Raw genomic sequence first — 22,351 nt, 5'->3', positions numbered from 1 at the left:
GGCAGGGATTATACGGCTTGTGTGGGCTCAGGCCAAATCGGCGTGCATGTCCTCCGCTGACATGCCCCCATCGGCCCCACAGGCGCAGCCCCTCACGGGATCCCCTTGGCCGTCGCCATCCCCTTCCATCTGCATGCTGGCTCCCATGCACCACGGATCTCAACCAATGAGCCTCCCTGGTAAAAACGCCGGAAATGGGTCAAATGGGAATCAATAGAAACCTGCTATCGAGCCAATGGGGGAAAACGCTTGCGCACAACCCTATGATTTGTAATCAAAATGTCATTTGAGGCTGGATAAATTCAGCACAAAAAACCATAAAAAGGCTTATAAACAACAACTTATAAAGCAGTTCTCTTATGTTTCAAATCGTTAGCGCAAACGTTTTTCTGTTACGCACGCCTTGACCCCCATGCCCACTCACTTACAGTTAGCCTGCGTGCACTGGCGCCTGCACCGGCAGGCCATGGACCCTCAATAACAATCAAGGATAAGATCGTGACTAAGGTACTCAAACTGGCCAGCGTGGCCGCCTTCACCCTGGCCGCTCTCTCGGCCCAGGCAGCTTCCCAACCCGCCGTCATCTATGACACCGCAGGCAAATTCGACAAGTCGTTCAACGAAGCCGTGTTCCGCAACGGCGTCGAAGTCTACAACAAGGACAAGGGCGTCAAGGTCAAGGAGTTCGAACCCCAGAATGAGGCCCAGCGCGAGCAGGGTCTGCGCCGTCTGGCCAGCCGTGGCAACAGCCCGATCGTCGCCGTTGGTTTCAACATGGGCTCGGCGGTCGAGAAAGTCGCCACCGAGTTCCCCAACGTGCAGTTCACCATCATCGACATGGTGGTCGACAAGCCGAACGTGCAATCCATCGTCTTCAAGGAGCATGAAGGCTCCTTCCTGGTCGGCGCCCTGGCAGCCATGGCCTCCAAGACCGGCAAGGTCGGCTTCGTGGGCGGCATGGACATCCCGCTGATCCGCAAGTTCGAGTGCGGTTATGAGCAGGGTGCCAAATACGTCAATCCGAAGGTCGAGGTGTTCCAGAACATGACCGGCTCCACCCCGGCGGCCTTTGCCGATCCGGCCAAGGGTGCCGAGCTCGCCAAGTCCCAGTTCGCCAAAGGCGCCGATGTGGTCTATGCCGCCGCCGGTGGCACCGGGATCGGCGTCTATCAGGCCGCCAAGGACGAAGGCAAGCTGGCCATCGGCGTGGATTCCAACCAGAACCACCTGCAGCCGGGCACCATGCTGACCTCCATGGTCAAGTCGGTCGGTCTGGCCGCCTACAAGACCTGGGAAGATGGCGCCAAGGGCAGCTGGCAGCCGGGCATTCAGTCCCTGGGGCTGGCCGAGGGCGGCGTGGACTGGGCGCTGGATAAAGACAACGAGGCGTTGATCACCCCCGAGATGAAAGCCAAGGCGGATGCCATCAAGGCCGACATCATCGCCGGCAAGGTCAAGGTGCATGACTACATGAGCGACAGCACCTGTAACTACTGATCGTTCCTTAGCTACTCGACACCCCACCACCGGCCCGTTCGCGGGCCGGTTTTTCAGTCTCTCCTTCACCCTGGCACAGGCTGGCTATGGATAGCCGCACCGCCGGGCGCGGGCGCAGACTTTTCATGATTAGCAAGGACTGCATCATGGACCAGACAGATCGCTACGCCATCGAATTGCGCGGTATCGACAAGCGGTTTGGCGAGGTTTACGCCAACAAGCAGATCGACCTGCAGGTTCAAAAAGGCAGCATTCATGGCATCGTCGGCGAAAATGGCGCCGGTAAATCGACGCTCATGAGCATCATCTACGGTTTTTATCATGCCGATCGCGGCGACATGCTGGTCGACGGCTCCCCTTTCCGCCCCCATGGCTCCCAAGACGCCATCGCGGCCGGTATCGGCATGGTGCATCAGCACTTCATGCTGGTGAACAACTTCACGGTATTGGAAAACGTCATCCTCGGCGCCGAGAACGGCTGGCACCTGGGCAAGAGCCTGGCGACGGCCGAGAAGCTGCTCGGTGAGCTGGCCCGGGACTATGGCCTGGAAGTGCCCCTGCACGAGAAGGTTGAAGATTTGCCGGTCGGCCTGCAACAGCGGGTCGAGATCCTCAAGGCGCTCTATCGCGGCGCCCGCATCCTGATCCTCGACGAACCGACCGGAGTGCTGACCCCGCAAGAGGCGGATCACCTGTTCGAGGTGCTGAAAAAGCTGCGGGATCAGGGCACCACCATCATGCTCATCACCCACAAGCTGCGGGAGATCCTGGCCATTACCGACAGCGTCTCCATCATGCGCCGGGGCGAGATGGTCGCCCATGTTGCGACCAGGGACACCGACAAGGAGCAGCTCGCCGAGCTGATGGTGGGTCGCAAGGTGCGGCTCAAGGTCGACAAGGGCCCGGCCCAGCCCGGCGCACCCAAGCTGCGCGTCGACAACCTCAGCTATCGCGATGAGGCCGGGGTCGAACGGCTCAAATCGGTCAGCTTCGCGGTGCGGGCCGGGGAAGTGGTCGGCGTGGCGGGCGTCTCGGGCAATGGCCAGTCCGAGCTGCTCAGCCTGCTCGGCGGCATCCTCAAACCCAGCCAGGGCAGCTTCACTCTGGATGGCAAGGGCCAGGTCCATCACATCGACAGCCAGCACCCGGCAAGCCCGGAGCAGGTACGCGACTATGGCCTGGGCCATGTGCCGGAAGACAGACACAAGATGGGCCTCATCAACCGCTTCGACGCCCAGGAGGCCTTCATCCTCGGTTATCACCAGCGCCCCCTCTACAACAGGGGCTGGCTGCAGAACAAGGGGGCCATCCGTCAGGACTGTCAGGCCAAGATGGACAAGTGGGACGTGCGCCCGCCGAGCCCGGATCACAAGACCGCCAACTTCTCCGGCGGCAACCAGCAAAAGCTGGTGATAGCCCGGGAGGTGGAACAGGATCCGGATGTGCTGCTGATTGGCCAGCCCACCCGGGGCGTGGACATTGGTGCCATCGAGTACATCCACCAGCAGATCATCGCCATGCGCGATCAGGGCAAGGCGGTGCTGCTGGTGTCGGTGGAGCTGGACGAGATCCTCTCCCTCTCGGATCGCATCCTGGTGATCAGCGATGGTCGTCTGGTCGGCGAGCTGGATGCCGCTACGGCGGACGAGCGCACCATAGGGTTGATGATGGCGAATATCGTTCCCGATGAGGTGGCGGCAAGCCAACCCCAGGGAGCCACGCCATGAGACCCGCATTCGCCCCCACAGCGGTGGCGCTGATGATGACAACCATCACTGCCCACGACGAGATCCCCGGCAAGGAGAGCCAATCATGAGTCAACAACGCGTTCCGGCCTGGGTATCGGTCGGCGTCCTCTCGGTCATGAACATAGGGCTGGCCTTCCTGGTCTCCGCCATCTTGTTCTATTACCTGGACATCAAGCCCCTCGAGGCCGCCCAGATCATGTGGTACGGCGCCTTTGGCACCGGCGAGGGAATAGGTTTTACCCTCTATTACGCCACCGGCTTCATCTTCACCGGTCTGGCGGTGGCGGTGGCCTTCCACGCCGGGCTGTTCAACATCGGCGGTGAGGGGCAGGCCTATATCGGCGGCCTGGGGGTCGGGCTGGTCTGCCTGCTGCTCGGCGACCTCTTGCCACCTATCTTGCTGGTGCCGCTGGCCATCATCGCCGGTGGCCTGTTTGGCGCAGCCTGGGCCTTCATCCCGGCCTGGCTGCAAGCCAAGCGGGGCAGTCACATCGTCATCACCACCATCATGTTCAACTTCATCGCCGCCTCTCTGATGGCTTACCTGCTGGTCGATGTCTTCAAACCGGCGGGCTCCATGGCCACCGAGAGCAAGGTGTTCGCCATCAACAGCTGGCTGCCGAAGATGAGCGAGCTGGCGGCGGGCATGGGGATTGAGATGTCCACCAGCCCCCTCAACATCAGCTTCTTCTGGGCGCTGATCTGCGCGGCCCTGGTATGGGTCTTTATCTGGCATAGCCGCTGGGGTTACGAGATCCGTGCGGTGGGCGCCAGCGCCTCGGCCTCCGCCTATGCGGGCATCTCCTATCCCAAGGTGGTGATCCTGGCCATGGTGATCTCCGGCATGCTGGCGGGCTTCTTCGCCCTCAACGTGCTGCAGGGGGAACTGCACCAGATCAAGCTCAACTTCGTGGAAGGCTTCGGCTTCACCGGCATCGCGGTGGCCTTGATGGGCCGAAACCATCCGGTCGGCGTCATCATCGCCAGTCTGCTGTTCGGCTTCCTCTATCAGGGAGGCGCCGAGCTCAGCTTCGAGTTCGGGGTGGATCGCAACATAGTGGTGGTGCTGCAAGGCTTGGTGATCCTGTTCTGCGGCGCCCTGGAGCACATGTTGCGCCCGCGCATCGAGCAGGCCTATCTGGCCATTGCCAACCGCTCCACCGCGCAAGTCAAGGGAGTCTGACCATGTTTGAAACACTGATCCTGATGCTGGACGCCACCATACGTACCGCGCCACCGCTGATCCTGGCGGCCATGAATGACAGACATGTTTTGCGAGTCGAAGGGAGTCCACATCATGTTTGAGACACTGATATTGATGCTGGACGCCACCATCCGCACAGCGCCGCCGCTGATCCTGGCGGCCATGGCGGGGATGTTTTGCGAGCGCGCCGGTGTGGTCAATATTGCCCTGGAGGGCAAGCTGCTGGCTGCCGCCTTCGCCAGTGGCGCGGCGGCGGCTGTCTCAGGCTCCGCCTGGATAGGCCTGGGCGCCGGGGCTGGCGTCGCCATCCTGTTTGCCCTGCTGCACGGCTTTGCCACCATCACCCATCGCGGCGATCAGGTGGTGAGCGGCATGGCCATCAACATATTGGCAGCCGGTCTGACCGTCACCCTCGGCCGTTACTGGTTCGATCAGGGCGGCCAGACCCCGGCGCTGTCCGGCGCGGCCCGCTTCGCCCCCATCGACCTGCCCTACGCCAAGGAGCTCTATGACGTGCCCGTCATCGGCCAGCTCTACAGCGAGCTGCTGAGCGGCCACTCCCTGCTGGAGTACGTGGCCTTTGCCTGCGTGCCCCTGGCCTGGTGGGTGCTGTTCCGTACCCGCTTCGGCCTGCGGCTGCGGGCGGTGGGCGAGGCCCCGGCCGCCGTGGATACCGCTGGTATCTCAGTGGTGAAGATGCGTTACACGGCGCTCATCATCGGCGGCCTGTTGGCGGGTATTGGCGGCACCTACCTGGCGGTGGCCCAGACCGCCCAGTTCATCCCCAACATGAGCGCGGGCAAGGGCTTCATGGCGCTGGCCGCCCTGGTGTTCGGCAAGTGGCGCCCCTGGAGTGCCATGGCGGCCTGTCTGCTGTTTGGCTTCCTCGACGCGGTCGCCATCCGGTTGCAGGGGGTCAGCATCGGTGACTTCCCGATCCCGGTGCAGGCCATAGAGGCGCTACCCTATGTGCTGACCGTGTTCCTGCTGGCCGGCTTCATCGGCAAGGCAGTGGCCCCCAAGGCGCTCGGCACCCCCTATGTGAAGGAGCGAGAATAGCCGCGCACATCCCACACAACCGACACAAGAAAGGGCCCATCAGGGCCCTTTCTTGTGGGAGCAACTCAGCCGATGGGCGGTGCCAGGGAAGGCTGGCTGGGCTGGTCGAGCCGCTCGGCCAGATAGTCCACCAACAGTCGCACCTTGGGGGAGAGGTGACGATTCTGCGGGTAGAGGGCCCAGATCCCCTCTTCGGGGGCCCGCATCTCGGGCAGCAACTCGATGAGGCGACCGGCGGCCAGGTGATCGCTGACGTAGTAATCGGGCAATTGCACTATGCCTATCCCCTTGAGGGCCGCATCCATCAGGGCATGGCCGCTGTTGCACTTGAGCAGGCCGCGCACCCGCACGCTGTACGGGCGGCCATCCAGGGTGAAGTGCCACTCGTCACCGTTGCCGAGCAGGCAGGTGTGGCGGCTCAATTCCGAGAGGCTGTTGGGCATGCCCCGACTCGCCGTGTAGCCCGGAGAGGCACACACATAGGGCACCCGCCCTGCCAGACGGCGCGCCACCAGGCTCGAATCCTTGAGGTGACCGAGCCGGATCGCCAGATCGTAACCATCGTGCACCAGATCCAGCAGCTGATTGGTGAGGTTGAGGGTCACCTCCAGGGCCGGGTAGCGCACCATGAAGTCGTTGACCAGGGGGGCGATGCGGCTCTCGCCATAGGAGACGGGGGCCGTGATGCGCAGCAACCCCTGGGGCTGGGCCTGATGCCGTCCCAGGGCCAGCTCGGCTTCGTAGAGGTTGTCGAGCAGCTGACGGCAGTGGCGGTAATAGATCTCGCCAAGCTCGGTGAGCCGCACCTGACGAGTGGTGCGCAGCAGCAACTTGGCCTGCAGCCTGTCTTCGAGCTGCGCCACCTGACGGCTGACCTGGGCCACCGACACCCCCAGCTCTCTGGCCGCCGGGGTAAAGCCCCCCTGCTCCGCCACGCTGACAAATTCACAGACCCCTTCCCAACCGAACATTATTACCTATGTGTAAAAGTGATTTGATATTTGACCCCATTATCACCAAATCAGCGGGAAACTACACTGAGGTTCGGGTCAGCAGACCCTCTTTTTATTTCATCCGCCAACGCGCACAACCAGAGGAGTCTTTATGGCACAGGTACAGAGCATCAAGTGCAAGGCCGCCATCGCCTGGGGTCCGGGTCAGCCCCTCTCCATCGAAGAGATTGAGGTGATGCCGCCCCAGGCCGGTGAAGTGCGGGTACGCATCGTCGCCACCGGCGTCTGCCACACCGATGCCTTCACCCTGTCCGGTGAAGATCCGGAAGGGGTCTTCCCCTGCATCCTGGGCCATGAGGGGGGCGGCATCGTCGAATCCGTCGGCGCGGGCGTTACCAGCGTCAAGGTCGGCGATCACGTGATCCCGCTCTACACCCCCGAATGCGGCGAGTGCAAGTTCTGCAAATCCGGCAAGACCAACCTGTGCCAGAAGATCCGCACCACCCAGGGCAAGGGCTTGATGCCGGACGGCACCACCCGTTTCTCCTGCAATGGTCAGCCCATCTATCACTACATGGGCACCTCCACCTTCAGCGAATACACTGTGCTGCCCGAGATCTCCATCGCCAAGGTGGACCCGGCCGCGCCCCTGGAAGAGGTGTGCCTGCTCGGCTGCGGCGTCACTACCGGCATAGGCGCCGTGATGAACACCGCCAAGGTCAAAGAGGGTGAGAGCGTCGCCATCTTCGGGCTGGGGGGCATCGGCCTCTCCGCCGTGATCGGCGCCCGTCTGGCCAAGGCCGGTCGCATCATCGCCATCGACATCAACGAGAGCAAGTTTCCGCTTGCCCGCAAGCTCGGCGCCACCGACTGCATCAACCCGAACGACTATGACAAGCCCATTCAGGAGGTGATCGTCGAGATGACCGACGGCGGCGTCGACTTCTCGTTCGAGTGCATCGGCAACGTCAAGGTGATGCGCGCGGCGCTCGAGTGCTGCCACAAGGGCTGGGGCGAGTCGGTCATCATCGGGGTGGCCGGGGCCGGTCAGGAGATCAGCACCCGTCCGTTCCAACTGGTCACCGGCCGAGTCTGGCGCGGCAGCGCCTTCGGCGGCGTGCGTGGTCGCAGCGAGTTGCCGAGCTATGTACAGCGCTACATGCAGGGTGAGTTCCGTCTCGATGACTTCATCACCCACACCATGGCGCTGGAGCAGATCAACGAGGCGTTCGATCTGATGCATGAAGGCAAGAGCATCCGCACCGTCATCCACTACTGAGTCAGCAGGGGCGGGGTCATCCCCGCCCCTATTCGTTCATCCCAGGCGCCCCATGGCGCAGGAGATCCCAGATGTCGTTAGATATCATCGCCAGCAACAAGAGCTTCGATGGCTGGCACAAGCAGTATCGTCACGAATCGAACCTGCTCGGCTGCGAGATGCGCTTCGCCGTCTATCTGCCGCCTCAGGCCCTGACCGGCCAGAAGGTACCCGTGCTCTACTGGCTCTCGGGGCTCACCTGCACCGACGAGAATTTCATGCAAAAAGCCGGTGCCCAGCGCATCGCCGCCGAACTGGGCATCGCCCTGGTGGCACCGGACACCAGCCCCAGGGGTGAACAGGTGCCCGACGATGCCGGTTACGACCTCGGCAAGGGCGCGGGTTTTTACGTCAACGCCACCCAGTCCCCCTGGCGCGAGCATTACCAGATGTATGACTACGTCACCCGGGAGCTGCCCGCCCTCATCGAGACCCACTTCCCCATCTCGAATCGCCGCGCCATCAGCGGTCACTCCATGGGAGGTCATGGTGCCCTGATCGCCGCCCTGCGCGAGCCGGGCCGCTACCGCTCGGTGTCGGCCTTCAGCCCAATCAGCCACCCGAGTCGCTGCCCCTGGGGCCAGAAGGCCCTCGGTGCCTATCTCGGCAACAACCCCTTGCTGTGGCAGGAGTGGGATAGCTGCCAGCTGCTGCGTCATCATGATTGCCAGGCGCTGCCCACCCGGGTCGATGTCGGCCTGGACGATCCCTTCCTCGACGAGCAGCTCGGTATCGATGCCCTGGCGGAAGCCGCCGAGGCCAAAGCGTGGCCTCTGGAACTGCACCGTCATGCTGGCTACGATCACAGCTACTTCTTCGTGGCGAGCTTCATCGAAGCGCACCTGCGCTTTCACGCCGAGCATCTGACCGAGTGACTATCATGCTCAGGCCCCATCCGGGCCTGAGCCATTGATTGGATAGCCGCTTGCTCACGACCCAATGGAGCATCACAGAACAGGAGTTCAGAATGTCTATCTTCGCCACGCTATCGGCCATGCCGGATCAGTTTGACCGCCTGCTGCGCCACATCCCCGCCGAGTACCTGAACTGGGAGCCGGCCAACTGGGCCGGCATCCCCTCCGAGCGTTTCTCGGCTCTGGGCCACCTCTGCCACCTGCTGGACATAGAGACCCAAGGCTATCAGGTGCGCTTTATGCGCACCCTGGAGGAGACCCGGCCCGAGCTGGCGTCCCTCGATGGCTATCAGCTGGCCCAGGACAATGACTATCCCCATCAGGATCCCGCCGTGCAACTGGCCCGCTTTCGCGCCGCCCGCACTCACACAGTCACCTGGCTCCAGGGGCTGCCCCCCTCGGCCTGGGGGCGACGGGCCCATTATGGCAACTATGGGGAGATCACCCTCGATGGCCTGGTGCGCCTGCTGGTCAGTCATGACCACCAGCACCTCGCCGGGATGCAGTGGCTGCTGATGCGGCTCAACGCCGACAGGGAGCTGCAGCTTCCCCTCGCCTGAGCCGCCATGCAGCCACAGGGCAGGGGGACGACGCAGGCAGGACTCGCCTTCCCCTGATGGGCAGGCACAATAAACGAAACGGGCCCGTCAGGGCCCTGTTGCATCGACATCCAGCCTGGCGTTCAGCCGCCCTGGCGCACCAGTTGTCCCGACCCCAGGATCTCGCTCTCTATCTCGGGGCTCCCCCAGTAGTCGATGTTGCCGGAACCGGCGATGGTAGCTGTCAGCCTCTGCGCGGCATGTACCGCCACATCTCCGCTGCCAGCGATATTGATCTCGACCTCCCGTGCCACCAGCTCCGCAGCCTCTATGCCGCCGGAGCCAGCGATGTTGAAGGTGAGGCTGTCCGCATGACCCTGGATCAGCTCGAGATCCCCTGAGCCGGCGATGTTGCCCTCCAGGCGCTTCATCGCCAGTCGGTTGGCGCGGATCCCCCCCGACCCCGCCAGGGAGAGGCTCAGCTCATCTCCCTCGAAGGCGCCGATCTCGCCCCGGCCGCTGCCCGCCAGCGCCAATGCCCGCAGGGCAGGCAGCGTGATGGTCACCTTGAGTCGCTCGCCGGGGTCGAGGCGGTAACCCTCCTTGACCTCTATCTCCAGCTTGCGGCCACTCTCGCTGAAGATCAGATAGGGCAAGAGATTTTCCTGCCCCTCCAACCGGATCCCGCGCTGCGTGCCGGGCACCAGGGTGATGTCCGCTGGCACCACGGCCAATATGCTGTCGATCCTGTCGCCAAGGGGCAGCTGCTGAACGACCGGGGAGCCCAGGCCTCGCACTATCTCATCGTCTTGCCAGCTGCACCCCGCCAGTCCCAATGCCAGTACCATGGCCATTATCTGTTTCATCTTGTTCATCCTTGCTGCCAGGGGCCCCCATGGGCCTCTCCTTTGCCCCTTTATCGCAATCCTTATGCCAAAACATAACAGACTGATTTATATAAAAAAGACCCTTAAACCGTCGCATTCCATGGGCTATTAAAGAGTCATACAGACCACAAATCGGTCAGCTTGACCAACCCCATGCGGGGGATCGCGCCTCAGCGCCCCCCTGCAAGATCGATGAAGGCACCGGTGACGTAGGACGCCTCATCGCTCAGCAGCCAGCGAATGGCGGCGGCGACCTCGACCGGCTCACCCCCGCGCCCCATGGGGATCTGGGGCGCCAGGCGGGCCACCCTGTCCGGCTCGCCGCCATCCCCGTGCATCTCGGTATAAATAAAGCCGGGCCGCACGCAGTTGACCCGGATCCCCTCTCCCGCCACCTCCAGTGACAAGCCCCGGGTCAGTGTGTCTATGGCTCCCTTGCTGGCGGCATAGTCCACATATTCATGGGGCGAGCCCAGCCGGGCCGCCGCCGAGGAGACGTTGACGATGGCGCCACCCCGGCCACCGTGGCGATGGGACATGCGCCGCACCGCCTCCCGGCAGCAGAGAAACTGGCTGGTGACATTGGTGGTCAACAAGCGGTTGATGCGGGCGGCGTCGAGATCTTCGACCCGGCTCTGGGGCAGCAAGATGCCCGCATTGTTGACCAGGGCATCGAGGCCGCCGAAGTGCGCGTCAAGGGTCTGGAACAGCCGCACCACCTCCCCCTCCTCGGCGAGGTCGGCCCCTATGGTGATCACTTCGGTCCCCTGAGCCCTCAACGCTTCGGCCAGCGCCTCGGCGCGGGCCGCTTCGCGCAGATAGTTGAGACAGAGCCGGTACCCCTGCTGCGCCAATAACCGGGCGGTGGCGGCCCCTATGCCGCGACTCGCCCCCGTGATCAGTGCCACCTTGCTCATTCTGGACTCCTTGTCGTTAACTCATTGATCTTGTTTGCCATCCTGCCATGACATGGCCCTGTTTCCCCCAGGGACTGGCCGAGCAGGGCCCATGCCAGGGGGCGAACCTGACTCAACGCCTCAGCCTGCTGATAGCTGTGCGCCATCACGACCGCTCCCTCCAGCAGCAGGCAGAGCCTGGTCGCGACCTGCTCATCACAGTCCAGATTCTGACTCACCCACAGCAGCAGGGCACGCTTGTGCGCCGCCACCAGCTTGCGTACCGGGTGGCGCGGATCGCCAAACTCGGCGCTGGCATTGATAAAGTTGCAGCCGTAGAAATCACTGCGGCCAAACCAGTCGGCGAAACCATCGAGCAGGGCCTCCAACCTGGCCTCCCGGCCGGAGACACCGGCCAGTCTGGTGTCGAGCAGGGCAAAGAATTCGACATCGCGGGCCGTCAGGACGGCTTCGATCAGGGCATCCTTGGTGGGAAAGTGGCGATAGAGGGTACGTTTGGTACTGCCCGCCTCTGCCCAGATGCGATCTATGCCGGTGGCGTGAAAGCCATGGCGGTTGAACAGCCGGTAGGCGGTCGCCATCAATTGCTGCCGTTTCTCGCTCATCAGCTATTTCCCCTTGAAGTACACCGATCTGTCTACCTAATGTCTCAACCTGGGTCAAGGCACCCGCAACACATCAGGAGAACAGAGATGGAATGGAAACGATGGCAAAACGCCTTGCTGGCGGGACTGGGGGCCAGTCTGGCCATAGCCCTGCTTGGCTGGCTGGATCTGGGTTGGCAGCTGCCCCTGCTGATGGCACCTTTTGGGGCGAGCTGCGTGTTGCTGTTCTCCCTGCCACAGAGCCCGCTCGCGCGCCCGCAAAACGTGCTGGGTGGTCACCTGCTCGCCGCCGCAGTGGGTCTGTTGGTGCAGGGGTTGCCCCTGCCACTGGAGATCAAGCTGGCCCTCGGCGTGGGGCTCGCCATCGTGCTGATGCAAGGGCTGGGGCTGATACATCCCCCCGCGGGTGCCAATCCGCTGCTGGTGCTGCTCACGGCCCAGCCCTGGCCCTTCCTCTGGCAGACGGTGCTGCCCGGCGCCCTGCTGTTGATACTGATCGCCACTGGATATCGTCGGCTGAGCCGCAAGCCAGCTGCGGCCCTGGCCTGACGCCGACCACGCAGCAAAAAGGGAGGCTTGGCCTCCCTGTTTTGTCTCTGCTGATTTTTAACCCTGCTAACTTGATGCAGAGCTAACGGCGCCGGGGGTTGGACAGCGGCAAGTCACGACTGCGGCGACCCCTCGCCAACGCCGTTCAACTTGATCTCGACCCGGCGATCCGGCGCCAGACAGACGATGAGTTCAGACTTGCTGCCACTGTTGCACTGGTTGGCGGTGATGGGTTCCCGCTCGCCCCGCCCTTCCACTTGCATCTTTTCTGCCGGCCAGCCACGGCCGATCAGCGCATCGGCTACGGAACGGGCACGCAGCTCGGACAGGTTCTGGTTGTAGTCATCCGCGCCAAGTCTATCCGTGTGACCCACCACTGTTGCTATGCCGTCCTGGGGGTTGGCCGCCACTATCTGCTGGAACAGGGTGTCCAGCGCCTGGTTGGCCTCGGGCCTGAGGCTCGCCTTGTTGAATTCGAACAGTACATCCGAACTCAGAGTGAAACGCTGCTGCATGATGACGGTGGCGGGGACGACCGCGGCCGGTGCCGGACTGGCCGCCACCACCTCCTCTTCCCCCTGTCCGAAGCGGTAGACCAGCCCCAGGGCGAACAGGCCGTTATCCAGCTCTATGCCTGACTCGCCAGGGGAGGTATTGCCAAGGGGGGTGGTGTATTGGTATTCGAGGCGCAGCGCCCAACTGGGATTGAAGGCGTATTCGGCGCCGAGGGCGCCGACGAAGGCTGCGCCATGGTACTTGTGCCCGGTACTGGAAGATGACGCATTGCTGGAGGGATTGGCAGTGTCTTGATAGCTGGCAGAGAAGGCGCTTTCAGTCCAGGCGTAGGCGCCGCCCAAACGGCCATAGATGTCCAGCGCCGGGGTGGCAGGCAGGCTGATTCTCATGGTGGCCTGCACCATCTGCGCCTTGGCTTCGCCATCGATCCTGGCCGACTCGGTGCCCTGGGAGGCGGACTTGTCCAGCTGGTACTTGCCTAGCCAGTCATAACCCAGCTCAAAGCCCAGATTCGGGTTCAACTGATAACCAATGAAGCCACCCAGCCCCAGGTCACTCTCCTGCTTGTCCGGTTCGACAAGATCGACGATATCTTTGATCTGACCGTCGTAATCGACCCCGTAGAAGTGGGACCAACCGGCCTTTCCCCCCAGATACCAGCTGTTATCGAGGGCCTGAGCCTGGGCCTGACCTGTCATGCATGCGCAGCCAATCAGGGCAGCTAGCAGGGATTTTGTCATGTGGGTGCCTCTTCCGTGAGTCATCTGTCTTGGGATCAGGCGTCACGGCTGCTATCCAGGCCATGATGCCGGGCGCCGTACAGGGCCGCCGTCACCAGCCTACCCCATCTGCAGCGGGTCTCAAACGACCAGATCTCCCAGAGTGTGAACTGGCTGACAAACAAAGCATGTCCCCGTGCGGTCAAGGTGGCGGCTGGCCCAAAAAAGAGCGGGAGGCCTGTGCCTCCCGCTCTTGCTCATGGGGTTCCCCGGGTTCAGTTCGCCAGGAACAGTCGGTAGGCGGGATCCTCGCTCACCTCTTTCCAGCCGTAGCCCAGCTCGCGCAGGTAGTCGTGGAAGGCGGCCACGTCCTCGTCCGGCAGCTCGAAGGCGCACAGCACCCGACCATAGTCGGCGCCATGGTTGCGATAGTGGAACAGGCTGATGTTCCAGCGGCAGCCCAGGGTCTCCAGAAAACGCATCAGGGCGCCCGGCTGCTCCGGGAACTTAAAGCTGTAGAGCCGTTCACCAAGGGGCCGCGCAGGGCGGCCGCCAATCATGTAACGCACATGATTCTTGGCCAGCTCGTTGTCCGTCATATTGACCACGGGGTAACCGTTGCCATTGAGATGGGCTTCTATCTGACTCAGCTCTTCGTCACCGCCGGTGAGCCGCACCGAGACAAACAGCGAGGCCTGCTCGGCATCGGAGTAACGGTAGTTGAACTCGGTCACCATCCGCGATCCCAGGTTGCGGCAAAAGTCGAGGAAGGCCCCCTTGCGCTCGGGTATGGTCACCGCCAGCATGCCCTCGCGCTTCTCGCCTATCTCGCAGCGCTCCGACACATAACGCAGGCTGTGGAAGTTGACGTTGGCGCCAGAGAGTATGGCCGCCATCCGGCCACCCTTGACCTGCTCCCGCTCGCTGTAAGCCTTGAGCCCCGCCAGGGAGAGGGCACCGGATGGCTCGGCGATGGCGCGGCAGTCGTCGAAGATGTCTTTCAGGGCCGCGCAGATCTGGTCGTTGGAGACGGTGACCACCTCGTCCAGATACTGGTTGCAGAGCCGGAAGGTCTCGGTGCCGATGCGCTTGACCGCCACCCCGTCCGCAAACAGCGAGACCCGCTCCAGATTGATCGGCTCGCCCGCCTCCAGCGCCGCCTTGAGGCAGGCGGAACCCTCGGCTTCCACCCCTATCACCTTCACATTTGGCAGCAGCTGCTTGATATAGACCGCCACCCCGGCGGCCAGGCCGCCGCCGCCCACGGGGACAAACACATGGGTGAGGTGAGTGTCCTGCTCCAGCAACTCCTTGCCGATGGTGCCCTGGCCCGCGATCACCTCGACGTCGTCGAAGGGCGGGATCAGGGTATAACCCTCGGTTTCCGACAGACGACGGCTCTCGGCGTAGGCTTCGTCGAAGCTGTTGCCAAACAGCAGCACATTGCCCCCCTGGGCCCGCACCGCATCTATCTTGATGTCCGGCGTGGTCTTGGGCATGACGATGATGGCATTGATGTCGAGCTTGGCCGCCGACAGGGCGACCCCCTGGGCATGGTTTCCAGCCGAGGCCGCCACCACACCACGGGCCTTCTGCTCGGCGCTCAGGGTGGCAATCTTGTGATAGGCACCGCGCAGCTTGAAGGAGTGCACCGGCTGCAAATCTTCCCGCTTGAGGGAGACATGGTTGCCGAGCCGCTCGGAGAGCTTCTTCAACGTCTGCAAGGGGGTCACCCGCGCCGCCTCATAGACCGGGGAGAGCAGTATCTTGCGTAGATAATCAGCCGCAGAGACCATGGCTTACCCCTCCAGCTTGCTGAGATCGCGCCACACCAACCCCTTGTCGGCATAGACAGAGGCGAGCGGCACTTTGCATAAATGATTCGTCATCATCGTCATGATCACTCCTCCAGCTTGCTTAAGTCGCGCACCGCGCCCTTGTCTGCGCTGGTCGCGAGCATGGCGTAGGCGCGCAGGGCATAGGAGACCTGGCGCTGGCGGTTCAGCGGCTTCCAGCCACGGGCATCGGCGGCGGCGCGGCGAGCGGCCAGCACGCTGTCAGCCACCTCCAGCACCATGGTGCGGGCCGGGATATTGATGTTGATGATGTCGCCATCCTCCACCAGCCCTATGGTGCCGCCGGAGGCCGCCTCCGGGGAGACGTGACCGATGGACAGCCCCGAGGTGCCGCCGGAGAAGCGACCGTCGGTGATCAGGGCGCACGCCTTGCCGAGCCCCATGGACTTGAGATAGGTGGTGGGGTAGAGCATCTCCTGCATGCCTGGGCCGCCTTTGGGGCCCTCGTAGCGGATCACCACCACCTCACCGGCTTTGACGGTGCTGTCCAGAATGCCCGCCACGGCGCTGTCCTGGCTCTCGAACACCCGGGCGGGGCCGCGGAAGCAGAGGTTCTCTTCATCGACACCGGCAGTCTTGACGATGGCACCGTTCAGGGCGATGTTGCCGGAGAGCACGGCCAGGCCACCCTCCAGGCTGTAGGCATTATCCAGGGAGCGAATGCAGCCTTCGGCGCGGTCCAGATCCAGCTCGGGCCAGCGACAGCTCTGGCTGAACGCCTTGGTGGTGCGGATGCCAGCCGGGCCTGCGCGGTAAAAATCATGCACCGCTTTATCCTGGGTGCGGCTCACATCATAGCGCTCCAGCAACTCGAGCAAGCTGGTGCCGAGCACGTTGCGGGTATCGCCGTGCACCAAACCGGCTTTTTCCAGCTGACCCAGGATCGCCACCACGCCACCGGCGCGGTGCACATCTTCCATGTGGTACTTCTGGGTGGACGGCGCCACCTTGCAGAGCTGGGGCACCCGGCGGGACATGCGGTCGATGTCATCCATGGTGAAGTCCACCCCCCCCTCCTGGGCCGCCGCCAACAGGTGCAACACGGTATTGGTGGAGCCGCCCATGGCAATGTCCAGGGCCATGGCGTTCTCGAACGCCGCCTTGGTGGCGATGTTGCGCGGCAGGGCGCTCTCGTCATCCTGCTGGTAGTAGCGATTGGCCAAAGCGACGATGCGCTGACCGGCCAGCTTGAACAACTGCTCGCGATCGGCGTGGGTCGCCAGCATGGAGCCGTTGCCCGGCTGGGAGAGCCCCAGGGCTTCGGTCAGACAGTTCATGGAGTTGGCGGTGAACATGCCGGAGCAGGAGCCACAGGTGGGACAGGCGCTGCGCTCGATCTGATCGCTCTGGGCATCGGAGACCTTGGGATCGGCCCCCTGGATCATGGCATCCACCAGGTCCAGCTTGATGATCTGATCGGAGAGCTTGGTCTTGCCCGCCTCCATGGGGCCGCCGGAGACGAAGATCACCGGGATGTTGATGCGCAGCGCCGCCATCAGCATCCCCGGGGTGATCTTGTCACAGTTGGAGATACAGACCATGGCGTCGGCGCAGTGGGCGTTGACCATGTACTCCACGGAGTCGGCGATCAGCTCGCGGGATGGCAGCGAATAGAGCATGCCGCCGTGACCCATGGCGATGCCGTCATCGACCGCTATGGTGTTGAACTCCTTGGCAACGCCGCCCGCGGCCTCGATCTCCCGGGCCACCAGCTGGCCCAGATCCTTGAGGTGCACGTGACCCGGTACAAACTGGGTGAAGGAGTTGACCACGGCGATGATGGGCTTGCCAAAGTCCTCGTCTGTCATGCCGGTGGCACGCCAGAGGGCGCGGGCACCGGCCATGTTACGTCCGTGGGTTGTGGTGGCGGATCTCAACTTCGGCATTGTCTCTACTCCCTGAATACATGGGCCCAACTGGGCAAATTAATGATGCGAAACCGTCAATTCAAATCGGTTGTGGCAAGGGATCTACCCTTGCCATAGCCGACTCTGGTCCGAGCATGAGCGGGCGACGGGTCGCCCGCTCATGCTCAATCAGTCGTTTACCTGGGTGAGCCAGCCCCACTTGTCCTCGGTCTTGCCGTTGCATGGGGGCAAATGCTGCCCCCGCTGATTCAATCGTTCACTGGGGTCAACCAGTTCCATTTGTCCTCGGTCTGGCCGTTGCATGGGGGCAAATGCTGCCCCCGCTGATTCAATCGTTAACTGGGGTCAACCAGTTCCATTTGTCTTCGGTCTGGCCGTTGCATGGGGGCAAATGCTGCCCCCGCTGATTCAATCGTTAACTGGGGTCAACCAGTTCCATTTGTCCTCGGTCTGGCCGTTGAACAGGCCGAAGAAGGCGTTTTGCAGCTGCTCGGTCACCGGGCCACGGCTGCCGGCGCCGACCTGCATCCGATCCACCGAGCGCACCGGGGTCACCTCGGCGGCGGTGCCGGTCATGAAGATCTCGTCTGCCACATAGAGTGCCTCCCGGGGCAGCGCCTGCTCGCGCACCTCGTAACCGAGATCCCGTGCGAGCGTCATTATGGTGTCGCGGGTGATGCCGGGCAGGATGGCGGCGGTGGCGGGCGGGGTGAACAGCACCCCATTTTTCACCAGGAAGAGGTTCTCCCCCGCCCCCTCGCTCAGGTAGCCGTTCACGTCCAGCGCCAGCCCCTCGGCGAAGCCGTTGCGCTTGGCCTCCCGGCTGATGAGCTGGGACGACAGATAGTTGCCCCCCGCCTTGGCGCCGGTAGGAATGGTGTTGGGGGCGAGCCGGTTCCAGGAGGTGACGCACACATCCACCCCATTTTTGAGCCCCTCCTCGCCGAGATAGGCACCCCAGGGCAGGGCCGCGACCATGAGATCCGCCTTGGCATCCAGCGGCGGATGCAGCCCCAGCCCCACATTGCCAATAAAGGCCAGCGGACGCAGGTAGCCGCTCTTGAGGCCATTCTCGCGCACCACGGCACGGCAGGCGTCATTCACCTCGGCCTCGCTGTAGGGCACATTCATCCAGTAGATCTTGGCGGAGTCGAACAAACGGCGGGTGTGCTCCTGCAGGCGGAAGATGCAGGTGCCCTTGGGGGTATCGTAGGCACGCACCCCCTCAAACACCGAGGAGCCGTAGTGCAAGGCATGACTCATGACGTGGACCTGGGCATCTTGCCAGGGCACCATCTTGCCGTTGAACCAGATGAATTGAGGGTGGTTGGCCTGTGACATGCTTGCTGCTCCTTATGGGTTTATTCTGGGCTGCGCTTCCAGTGCATCGACCCGAGAGACGTCCACCAGCTTGACCAGCTGGCTCCACAGCTGTGCGATGGGACGCGTCGACTCGACAGTAACCGTGATCCGCAGCTGTTGGCAATCTTGCTCCGCGCTCGCCTCCATGTTGAGGGCCTTGAGATGGAAGCCGCGGTGGCGCACCACCCGCAACACGCGTTCCATCACTTCGGGCCTGGATGTCGCGTGGATCTCCAGGGTGTTGATCTGGCTCAGGGGAGCCGAATTGAGGCCAAGGGGGGACGAGTTCATGGGCGTTGTTCCATCATCTTGTGGTTGGCGACTCCCGGCGGAACCAGGGGCCAGACATTCTCTTCCTCTGAGATAGCGACATGCAGCAGATAGGCGCTCTCGCTGCCGAGCAGGCGATCCAGGGCACCGGCGATCTCATCCTTGCGGGTGATGGTTTCACCGGGGATGCCAAAGGCGGCCGCCAGGGCGATGAAATCCGGGTTGTCGGAGAGGATGGTCTCGCTGTAGCGGCCGTCGAAGAACAGCTCCTGCCACTGGCGCACCATGCCGAGCCGTTGGTTGTCGATCAGCACCATCTTCACCTTGAGCTGAGCCCGGCGTATGGTGCCCAGCTCCTGCACGTTCATCATGAAGGAGCCGTCACCACTCACCAGCACCACCTCGTCCTCGGGGCGGGACATCTTGGCCCCGATGGCGGCGGGCAGACCGAAGCCCATGGTGCCGAGCCCGGCGCTGGAGAGGTGGTTGCGCGGGCTGGTGAAGCGCATGTGCTGGGCTACCCACATCTGGTGCTGGCCCACGTCGCAGGCGACCACGCTGCTATCTGGCAGCAGCGTCGAGAGCTGCTTGAGCAGGGCTGGCGCATAGATGGGCTGCCCCGGGTGGTCGTAGCGAAACGCATATTCGCGGGCCATGCTCGCACAGTGTTCGCGCCAGGGTGTGATATCGAGGGTCATGGCCAGGGCGGGCAGCACCAGTCTCAGATCGGTGCTGATGCCCACCTCGGCGGCGCGACGCTTGCCGAACTCGGCGGCGTCCACGTCCAGATGGACCACCCTGGCATGGGGGGCGAACTCGTCAAGCTTGCCGGTCACCCGATCATCGAAACGGGCACCGACCACCAGTAACAGATCGCACTGCTGCACCGCGAAGTTGGCCGCCTTGGTGCCGTGCATACCGAGCATGCCGAGATAGACGGGGCTGTCGGGGTCGAGCGCCCCAATTCCCTTGAGGGTGGTGACCGCTGGCATGCCAGTGACTGCTGCGAACGCGCGCAGCTGATCTTCCGCATTGGCCATGCCCACGCCACCGCCGACGTAGAGCACCGGACGCTCGGCCGCCGCGAGCAGCGCCCGGGCGGCTTCCAGGGCCTGCGGGCAAAGCGGCTCAGGTTCGTCCACGGCAAGCTGGGGATGTTGTGGGGGCATGGCGGCCAGTTGTACATCCTTGGGAAAATCGATGAGTACCGGGCCGGGGCGACCTTCCGTTGCGATGGCAAAAGCCTCGGCGATGACTTGGCCCAGCTCGGCAACGTCCGTGACCATGAAGGAGTGCTTGGTGCAGGAGAGGGACATGCCGAGCACATCCACTTCCTGAAACGCATCGGTACCGACGGCGGCGCAGGCTACCTGGCCACTGATCGCCACCAGGGGCACTGAGTCGAGCAGCGCCTCTGCCAGGCCGGTCACCAGATTGGTGGCGCCGGGACCCGAGGTGGCGATGCAGACCCCGACCTGACCGGAGGCGCGGGCATAGCCCACCGCGGCCATGGCGGCACCCTGCTCATGGCGGCAGAGCTGATGGGCCAGACCACCGTCATAGAGCGCATCGTAGACCGGCATGATGGCACCGCCCGGGTAACCGAACACCTGGGTGACTCCCTGCTGCTTGAGTGCCTGTACCAAATAGTGCGCGCCGTTCATGGAGAAAATCCTATTCCTTGGTCGAAAAAAAACCCCCGGGCCGTGAGGATCGGGGGTCGCTTGTTTCGTTCTGTCCGGTAGTGGGTCTATCCCTTGTTCCGTGCAGCTAAACGAGCCCCGAGCGGTGTGATAATAATCACCACTAGGACCACAATAATGCTGACGAAACGGGAAGCCATGTTCATAGTTACTACCACAAAATTCGATGAAATCTGGGCGGCTGTTACCGCGAATGGCTATTAGAACTAGCATGATGAAATTTATCAGGCAAGCATTTATTACATTACAAGCCACTAAGTTTAACTATATCAGTCGAATCCGGCTGGTATAAAACACTGACAAATTGCAGTTAGTCAGAACATAACTCAACTCAAGGATGGGGTTTATGTCATTAGCTGTGGTTTATAGTCGTGCCAGCCTGGGGATCCAGGCACCGCAAGTGACGGTGGAAGTTCACCTCTCCAATGGCCTGCCCGCCTTCAATATCGTGGGCCTGCCCGAGACCTCGGTGAAGGAGTCGCGGGACAGGGTGCGCAGCGCCCTGCTCAACGGCAACTTCGAGTTCCCAGCCAAGCGCATCACCGTCAATCTGGCCCCGGCAGACTTGCCCAAGGAAGGGGGTCGCTTCGACTTGGCCATCGCTCTCGGCATTCTCGCCGCATCCAAGCAGATACCGGCAACATACCTGCTCGATCATGAGTTTTTGGGGGAGTTGGCCCTGACCGGCGAGATCCGGCCCGTGCTCGGCGTGCTGCCCGCCGTGCTCGCCTGTCGCGATGCCGGTCGTACCCTGCTGGTGCCCACCGCCAATGGGGTCGAGGCCGCCCTCATCCAGAATGCCAAGGTGCGCTGTGCCCACCAGCTGCTGGCGGTGACCGCCTGGCTCGCCGGCCAATATGAGTTGCCGCTGCCACTCCCTCAACCCGACAGCCAGAGGCCCGATGTGGCGGATCTGCAGGATGTGATAGGTCAATCCCAGGCCAAACGCGCGCTGGAGATAGCCGCGGCTGGCTGCCACAACCTGCTGTTCATCGGCCCGCCTGGCACCGGCAAGAGCATGCTGGCCAGTCGTCTGCCCGGCATACTGCCGCCGCTCAGCGAAGAGGAGGCCCAGCAGACCGCCGCCATTCACTCCATCGGCGGTCTGACCCCGAGACAGGGTCACTGGCACCAGAGACCCTATCGCACCCCCCATCACAGCGCCTCGGCGGTGGCCCTGGTCGGTGGTGGCAGCCACCCCAGGCCAGGTGAGATCTCCCTGGCCCACAATGGTGTGCTCTTCCTGGATGAACTGCCCGAGTTCGAGCGCAAGGTGCTCGATGCCCTGCGCGAGCCGCTGGAGACGGGCCATATCACCATCAGCCGGGCCGCCCGCCAGGTGGATTTTCCCGCCCGCTTCCAGCTGATTGGCGCCATGAACCCCAGCCCCTGCGGCCACTTCGGCGACGGTCTAAGCCGCGCCAGTCCGGATCAGATACTGCGCTATCTCGGCAGACTCTCCGGTCCCTTCCTCGACCGCTTCGATCTCACCGTGGAGGTGCCGCTCTTGCCCAAGGGCAGCCTGACCGGCAAGGCCCAGCGCGGCGAACCCAGTGCCCAGATCCGCGACAGGGTACTGGGGGCGCGCGATCGGATGCTGGCTCGCAGCGGCAAGCTGAATAACCTGCTCGATAGCCGGGAAATCGAAGACGTTTGCCGGTTATCACCACAAGATGCCGATTTTTTGGAGACAGCCATCCAGCGACTCGGCCTCAGCATCCGCGCCTGGCACCGGATACTGCGGGTGTCCCGCACCCTGGCCGATCTCGCTGGCAAGACCCAGATCGAGAAGGCACATCTGGTCGAGGCGCTGGGGTATCGCGCCATGGACAGGCTGCTGAGCAGACTGCGCGGCGGCTAGACAGGG

19 protein-coding genes are annotated in these 22,351 nt (G+C 63.0%); 9 read left to right on the top strand and 10 right to left on the bottom strand.

Annotation, left to right across the window (positions count from 1 at the left end):
• Positions 1–498 precede the first annotated feature (498 nt).
• The 4 genes from M2367_RS15105 (at position 499) to M2367_RS15090 (ending at position 5,508) form a co-directional block, all read left to right on the top strand.
• Positions 499–1,497 carry a BMP family protein gene (locus M2367_RS15105; RefSeq protein ID WP_042039880.1) on the top strand — a complete coding sequence of 333 codons (999 nt, stop codon included), beginning with the start codon at positions 499–501 and terminating at the stop codon, positions 1,495–1,497.
• Between the two features lie 146 nt (positions 1,498–1,643).
• The gene (locus M2367_RS15100) at positions 1,644–3,224 is read left to right on the top strand and encodes an ABC transporter ATP-binding protein (protein WP_259237155.1); all 1,581 of its coding nucleotides are present in this window, start codon (positions 1,644–1,646) and stop codon (positions 3,222–3,224) included.
• 85 nt (positions 3,225–3,309) lie between these two features.
• Positions 3,310–4,428 (top strand): ABC transporter permease, encoded by a 1,119-nt coding sequence (locus tag M2367_RS15095; RefSeq protein WP_224431717.1) that lies wholly within the window; start codon positions 3,310–3,312, stop codon positions 4,426–4,428.
• Positions 4,429–4,542: 114 nt separating this feature from the next.
• Positions 4,543–5,508, top strand: coding sequence for an ABC transporter permease (locus M2367_RS15090; protein ID WP_042039878.1), 966 nt, complete (start codon positions 4,543–4,545; stop codon positions 5,506–5,508).
• Between the two features lie 65 nt (positions 5,509–5,573).
• Here M2367_RS15090 and M2367_RS15085 read toward each other — a convergent pair whose 3' ends face one another.
• Complete coding sequence (locus M2367_RS15085) at positions 5,574–6,479, bottom strand: LysR substrate-binding domain-containing protein (RefSeq protein ID WP_259237154.1); 906 nt, start codon at positions 6,477–6,479, stop codon at positions 5,574–5,576.
• Positions 6,480–6,612: 133 nt separating this feature from the next.
• On the opposite strand from M2367_RS15085, the gene M2367_RS15080 reads away from it, so the two are divergent.
• The 3 genes from M2367_RS15080 to M2367_RS15070 all read left to right on the top strand — a co-directional run bounded on the left by M2367_RS15080 (position 6,613) and on the right by M2367_RS15070 (position 9,253).
• Positions 6,613–7,740, top strand: coding sequence for an S-(hydroxymethyl)glutathione dehydrogenase/class III alcohol dehydrogenase (locus M2367_RS15080; RefSeq protein WP_259237153.1), 1,128 nt, complete (start codon positions 6,613–6,615; stop codon positions 7,738–7,740).
• A 71-nt stretch (positions 7,741–7,811) separates the two neighbouring features.
• On the top strand, positions 7,812–8,654 hold the full coding sequence (fghA, locus tag M2367_RS15075) for an S-formylglutathione hydrolase (protein WP_224431714.1): 843 nt from the start codon (positions 7,812–7,814) through the stop codon (positions 8,652–8,654).
• A 92-nt stretch (positions 8,655–8,746) separates the two neighbouring features.
• The gene (locus tag M2367_RS15070) at positions 8,747–9,253 is read left to right on the top strand and encodes a DinB family protein (RefSeq protein WP_259237152.1); all 507 of its coding nucleotides are present in this window, start codon (positions 8,747–8,749) and stop codon (positions 9,251–9,253) included.
• 122 nt (positions 9,254–9,375) lie between these two features.
• Here the strand turns inward: M2367_RS15070 and M2367_RS15065 are convergent, their stop codons facing one another.
• From M2367_RS15065 to M2367_RS15055, 3 genes are all read right to left on the bottom strand, one after another.
• Positions 9,376–10,098: a head GIN domain-containing protein gene (locus tag M2367_RS15065; RefSeq protein WP_259237151.1), complete on the bottom strand. Its 723-nt coding sequence runs from the start codon at positions 10,096–10,098 to the stop codon at positions 9,376–9,378.
• A gap of 191 nt (positions 10,099–10,289) precedes the next feature.
• The gene (locus M2367_RS15060) at positions 10,290–11,036 is read right to left on the bottom strand and encodes an SDR family oxidoreductase (protein ID WP_259237150.1); all 747 of its coding nucleotides are present in this window, start codon (positions 11,034–11,036) and stop codon (positions 10,290–10,292) included.
• Entirely contained in the window at positions 11,033–11,641 is a 609-nt protein-coding gene (locus M2367_RS15055) for a TetR/AcrR family transcriptional regulator (RefSeq protein WP_224432915.1), read from the bottom strand. The genes M2367_RS15060 and M2367_RS15055 overlap by 4 nt, the downstream gene beginning before the upstream one ends.
• Before the next feature lie 150 nt (positions 11,642–11,791).
• On the opposite strand from M2367_RS15055, the gene M2367_RS15050 reads away from it, so the two are divergent.
• Positions 11,792–12,190 carry an HPP family protein gene (locus M2367_RS15050; RefSeq protein ID WP_259237196.1) on the top strand — a complete coding sequence of 133 codons (399 nt, stop codon included), beginning with the start codon at positions 11,792–11,794 and terminating at the stop codon, positions 12,188–12,190.
• A 113-nt stretch (positions 12,191–12,303) separates the two neighbouring features.
• Here M2367_RS15050 and ompA read toward each other — a convergent pair whose 3' ends face one another.
• From ompA to ilvG, 6 genes are all read right to left on the bottom strand, one after another.
• Positions 12,304–13,446 carry a porin OmpA gene (gene ompA / locus M2367_RS15045; protein ID WP_259237149.1) on the bottom strand — a complete coding sequence of 381 codons (1,143 nt, stop codon included), beginning with the start codon at positions 13,444–13,446 and terminating at the stop codon, positions 12,304–12,306.
• 254 nt (positions 13,447–13,700) lie between these two features.
• Positions 13,701–15,221, bottom strand: a complete 1,521-nt coding sequence (ilvA, locus tag M2367_RS15040) for a threonine ammonia-lyase, biosynthetic (RefSeq protein ID WP_259237148.1) — start codon at positions 15,219–15,221, stop codon at positions 13,701–13,703.
• Between the two features lie 104 nt (positions 15,222–15,325).
• Positions 15,326–17,167 (bottom strand): dihydroxy-acid dehydratase, encoded by a 1,842-nt coding sequence (ilvD, locus tag M2367_RS15035; RefSeq protein ID WP_259237147.1) that lies wholly within the window; start codon positions 17,165–17,167, stop codon positions 15,326–15,328.
• A gap of 390 nt (positions 17,168–17,557) precedes the next feature.
• Positions 17,558–18,490, bottom strand: a complete 933-nt coding sequence (locus M2367_RS15030; RefSeq protein ID WP_259237146.1) for a branched-chain amino acid transaminase — start codon at positions 18,488–18,490, stop codon at positions 17,558–17,560.
• Positions 18,491–18,502: 12 nt separating this feature from the next.
• Complete coding sequence (gene ilvM / locus M2367_RS15025) at positions 18,503–18,802, bottom strand: acetolactate synthase 2 small subunit (RefSeq protein WP_404972881.1); 300 nt, start codon at positions 18,800–18,802, stop codon at positions 18,503–18,505.
• Entirely contained in the window at positions 18,799–20,445 is a 1,647-nt protein-coding gene (gene ilvG / locus M2367_RS15020; RefSeq protein WP_042039860.1) for an acetolactate synthase 2 catalytic subunit, read from the bottom strand. Before ilvG ends, ilvM begins: the two co-directional genes overlap by 4 nt.
• 385 nt (positions 20,446–20,830) lie before the next feature.
• On the opposite strand from ilvG, the gene M2367_RS15015 reads away from it, so the two are divergent.
• Positions 20,831–22,345 (top strand): YifB family Mg chelatase-like AAA ATPase, encoded by a 1,515-nt coding sequence (locus M2367_RS15015; protein WP_259237145.1) that lies wholly within the window; start codon positions 20,831–20,833, stop codon positions 22,343–22,345.
• The last annotated feature ends 6 nt before the right edge of the window (positions 22,346–22,351 follow it).

Origin of the sequence: Aeromonas sp. BIGb0445, assembly GCF_024809075.1 — a bacterium.
Taxonomy (GTDB): Bacteria; Pseudomonadota; Gammaproteobacteria; order Enterobacterales; family Aeromonadaceae; genus Aeromonas; species Aeromonas rivuli.
The sequence above is the reverse complement of the archived record's forward strand: the minus strand, read 5'-3'. Positions and strand labels throughout refer to the sequence as shown.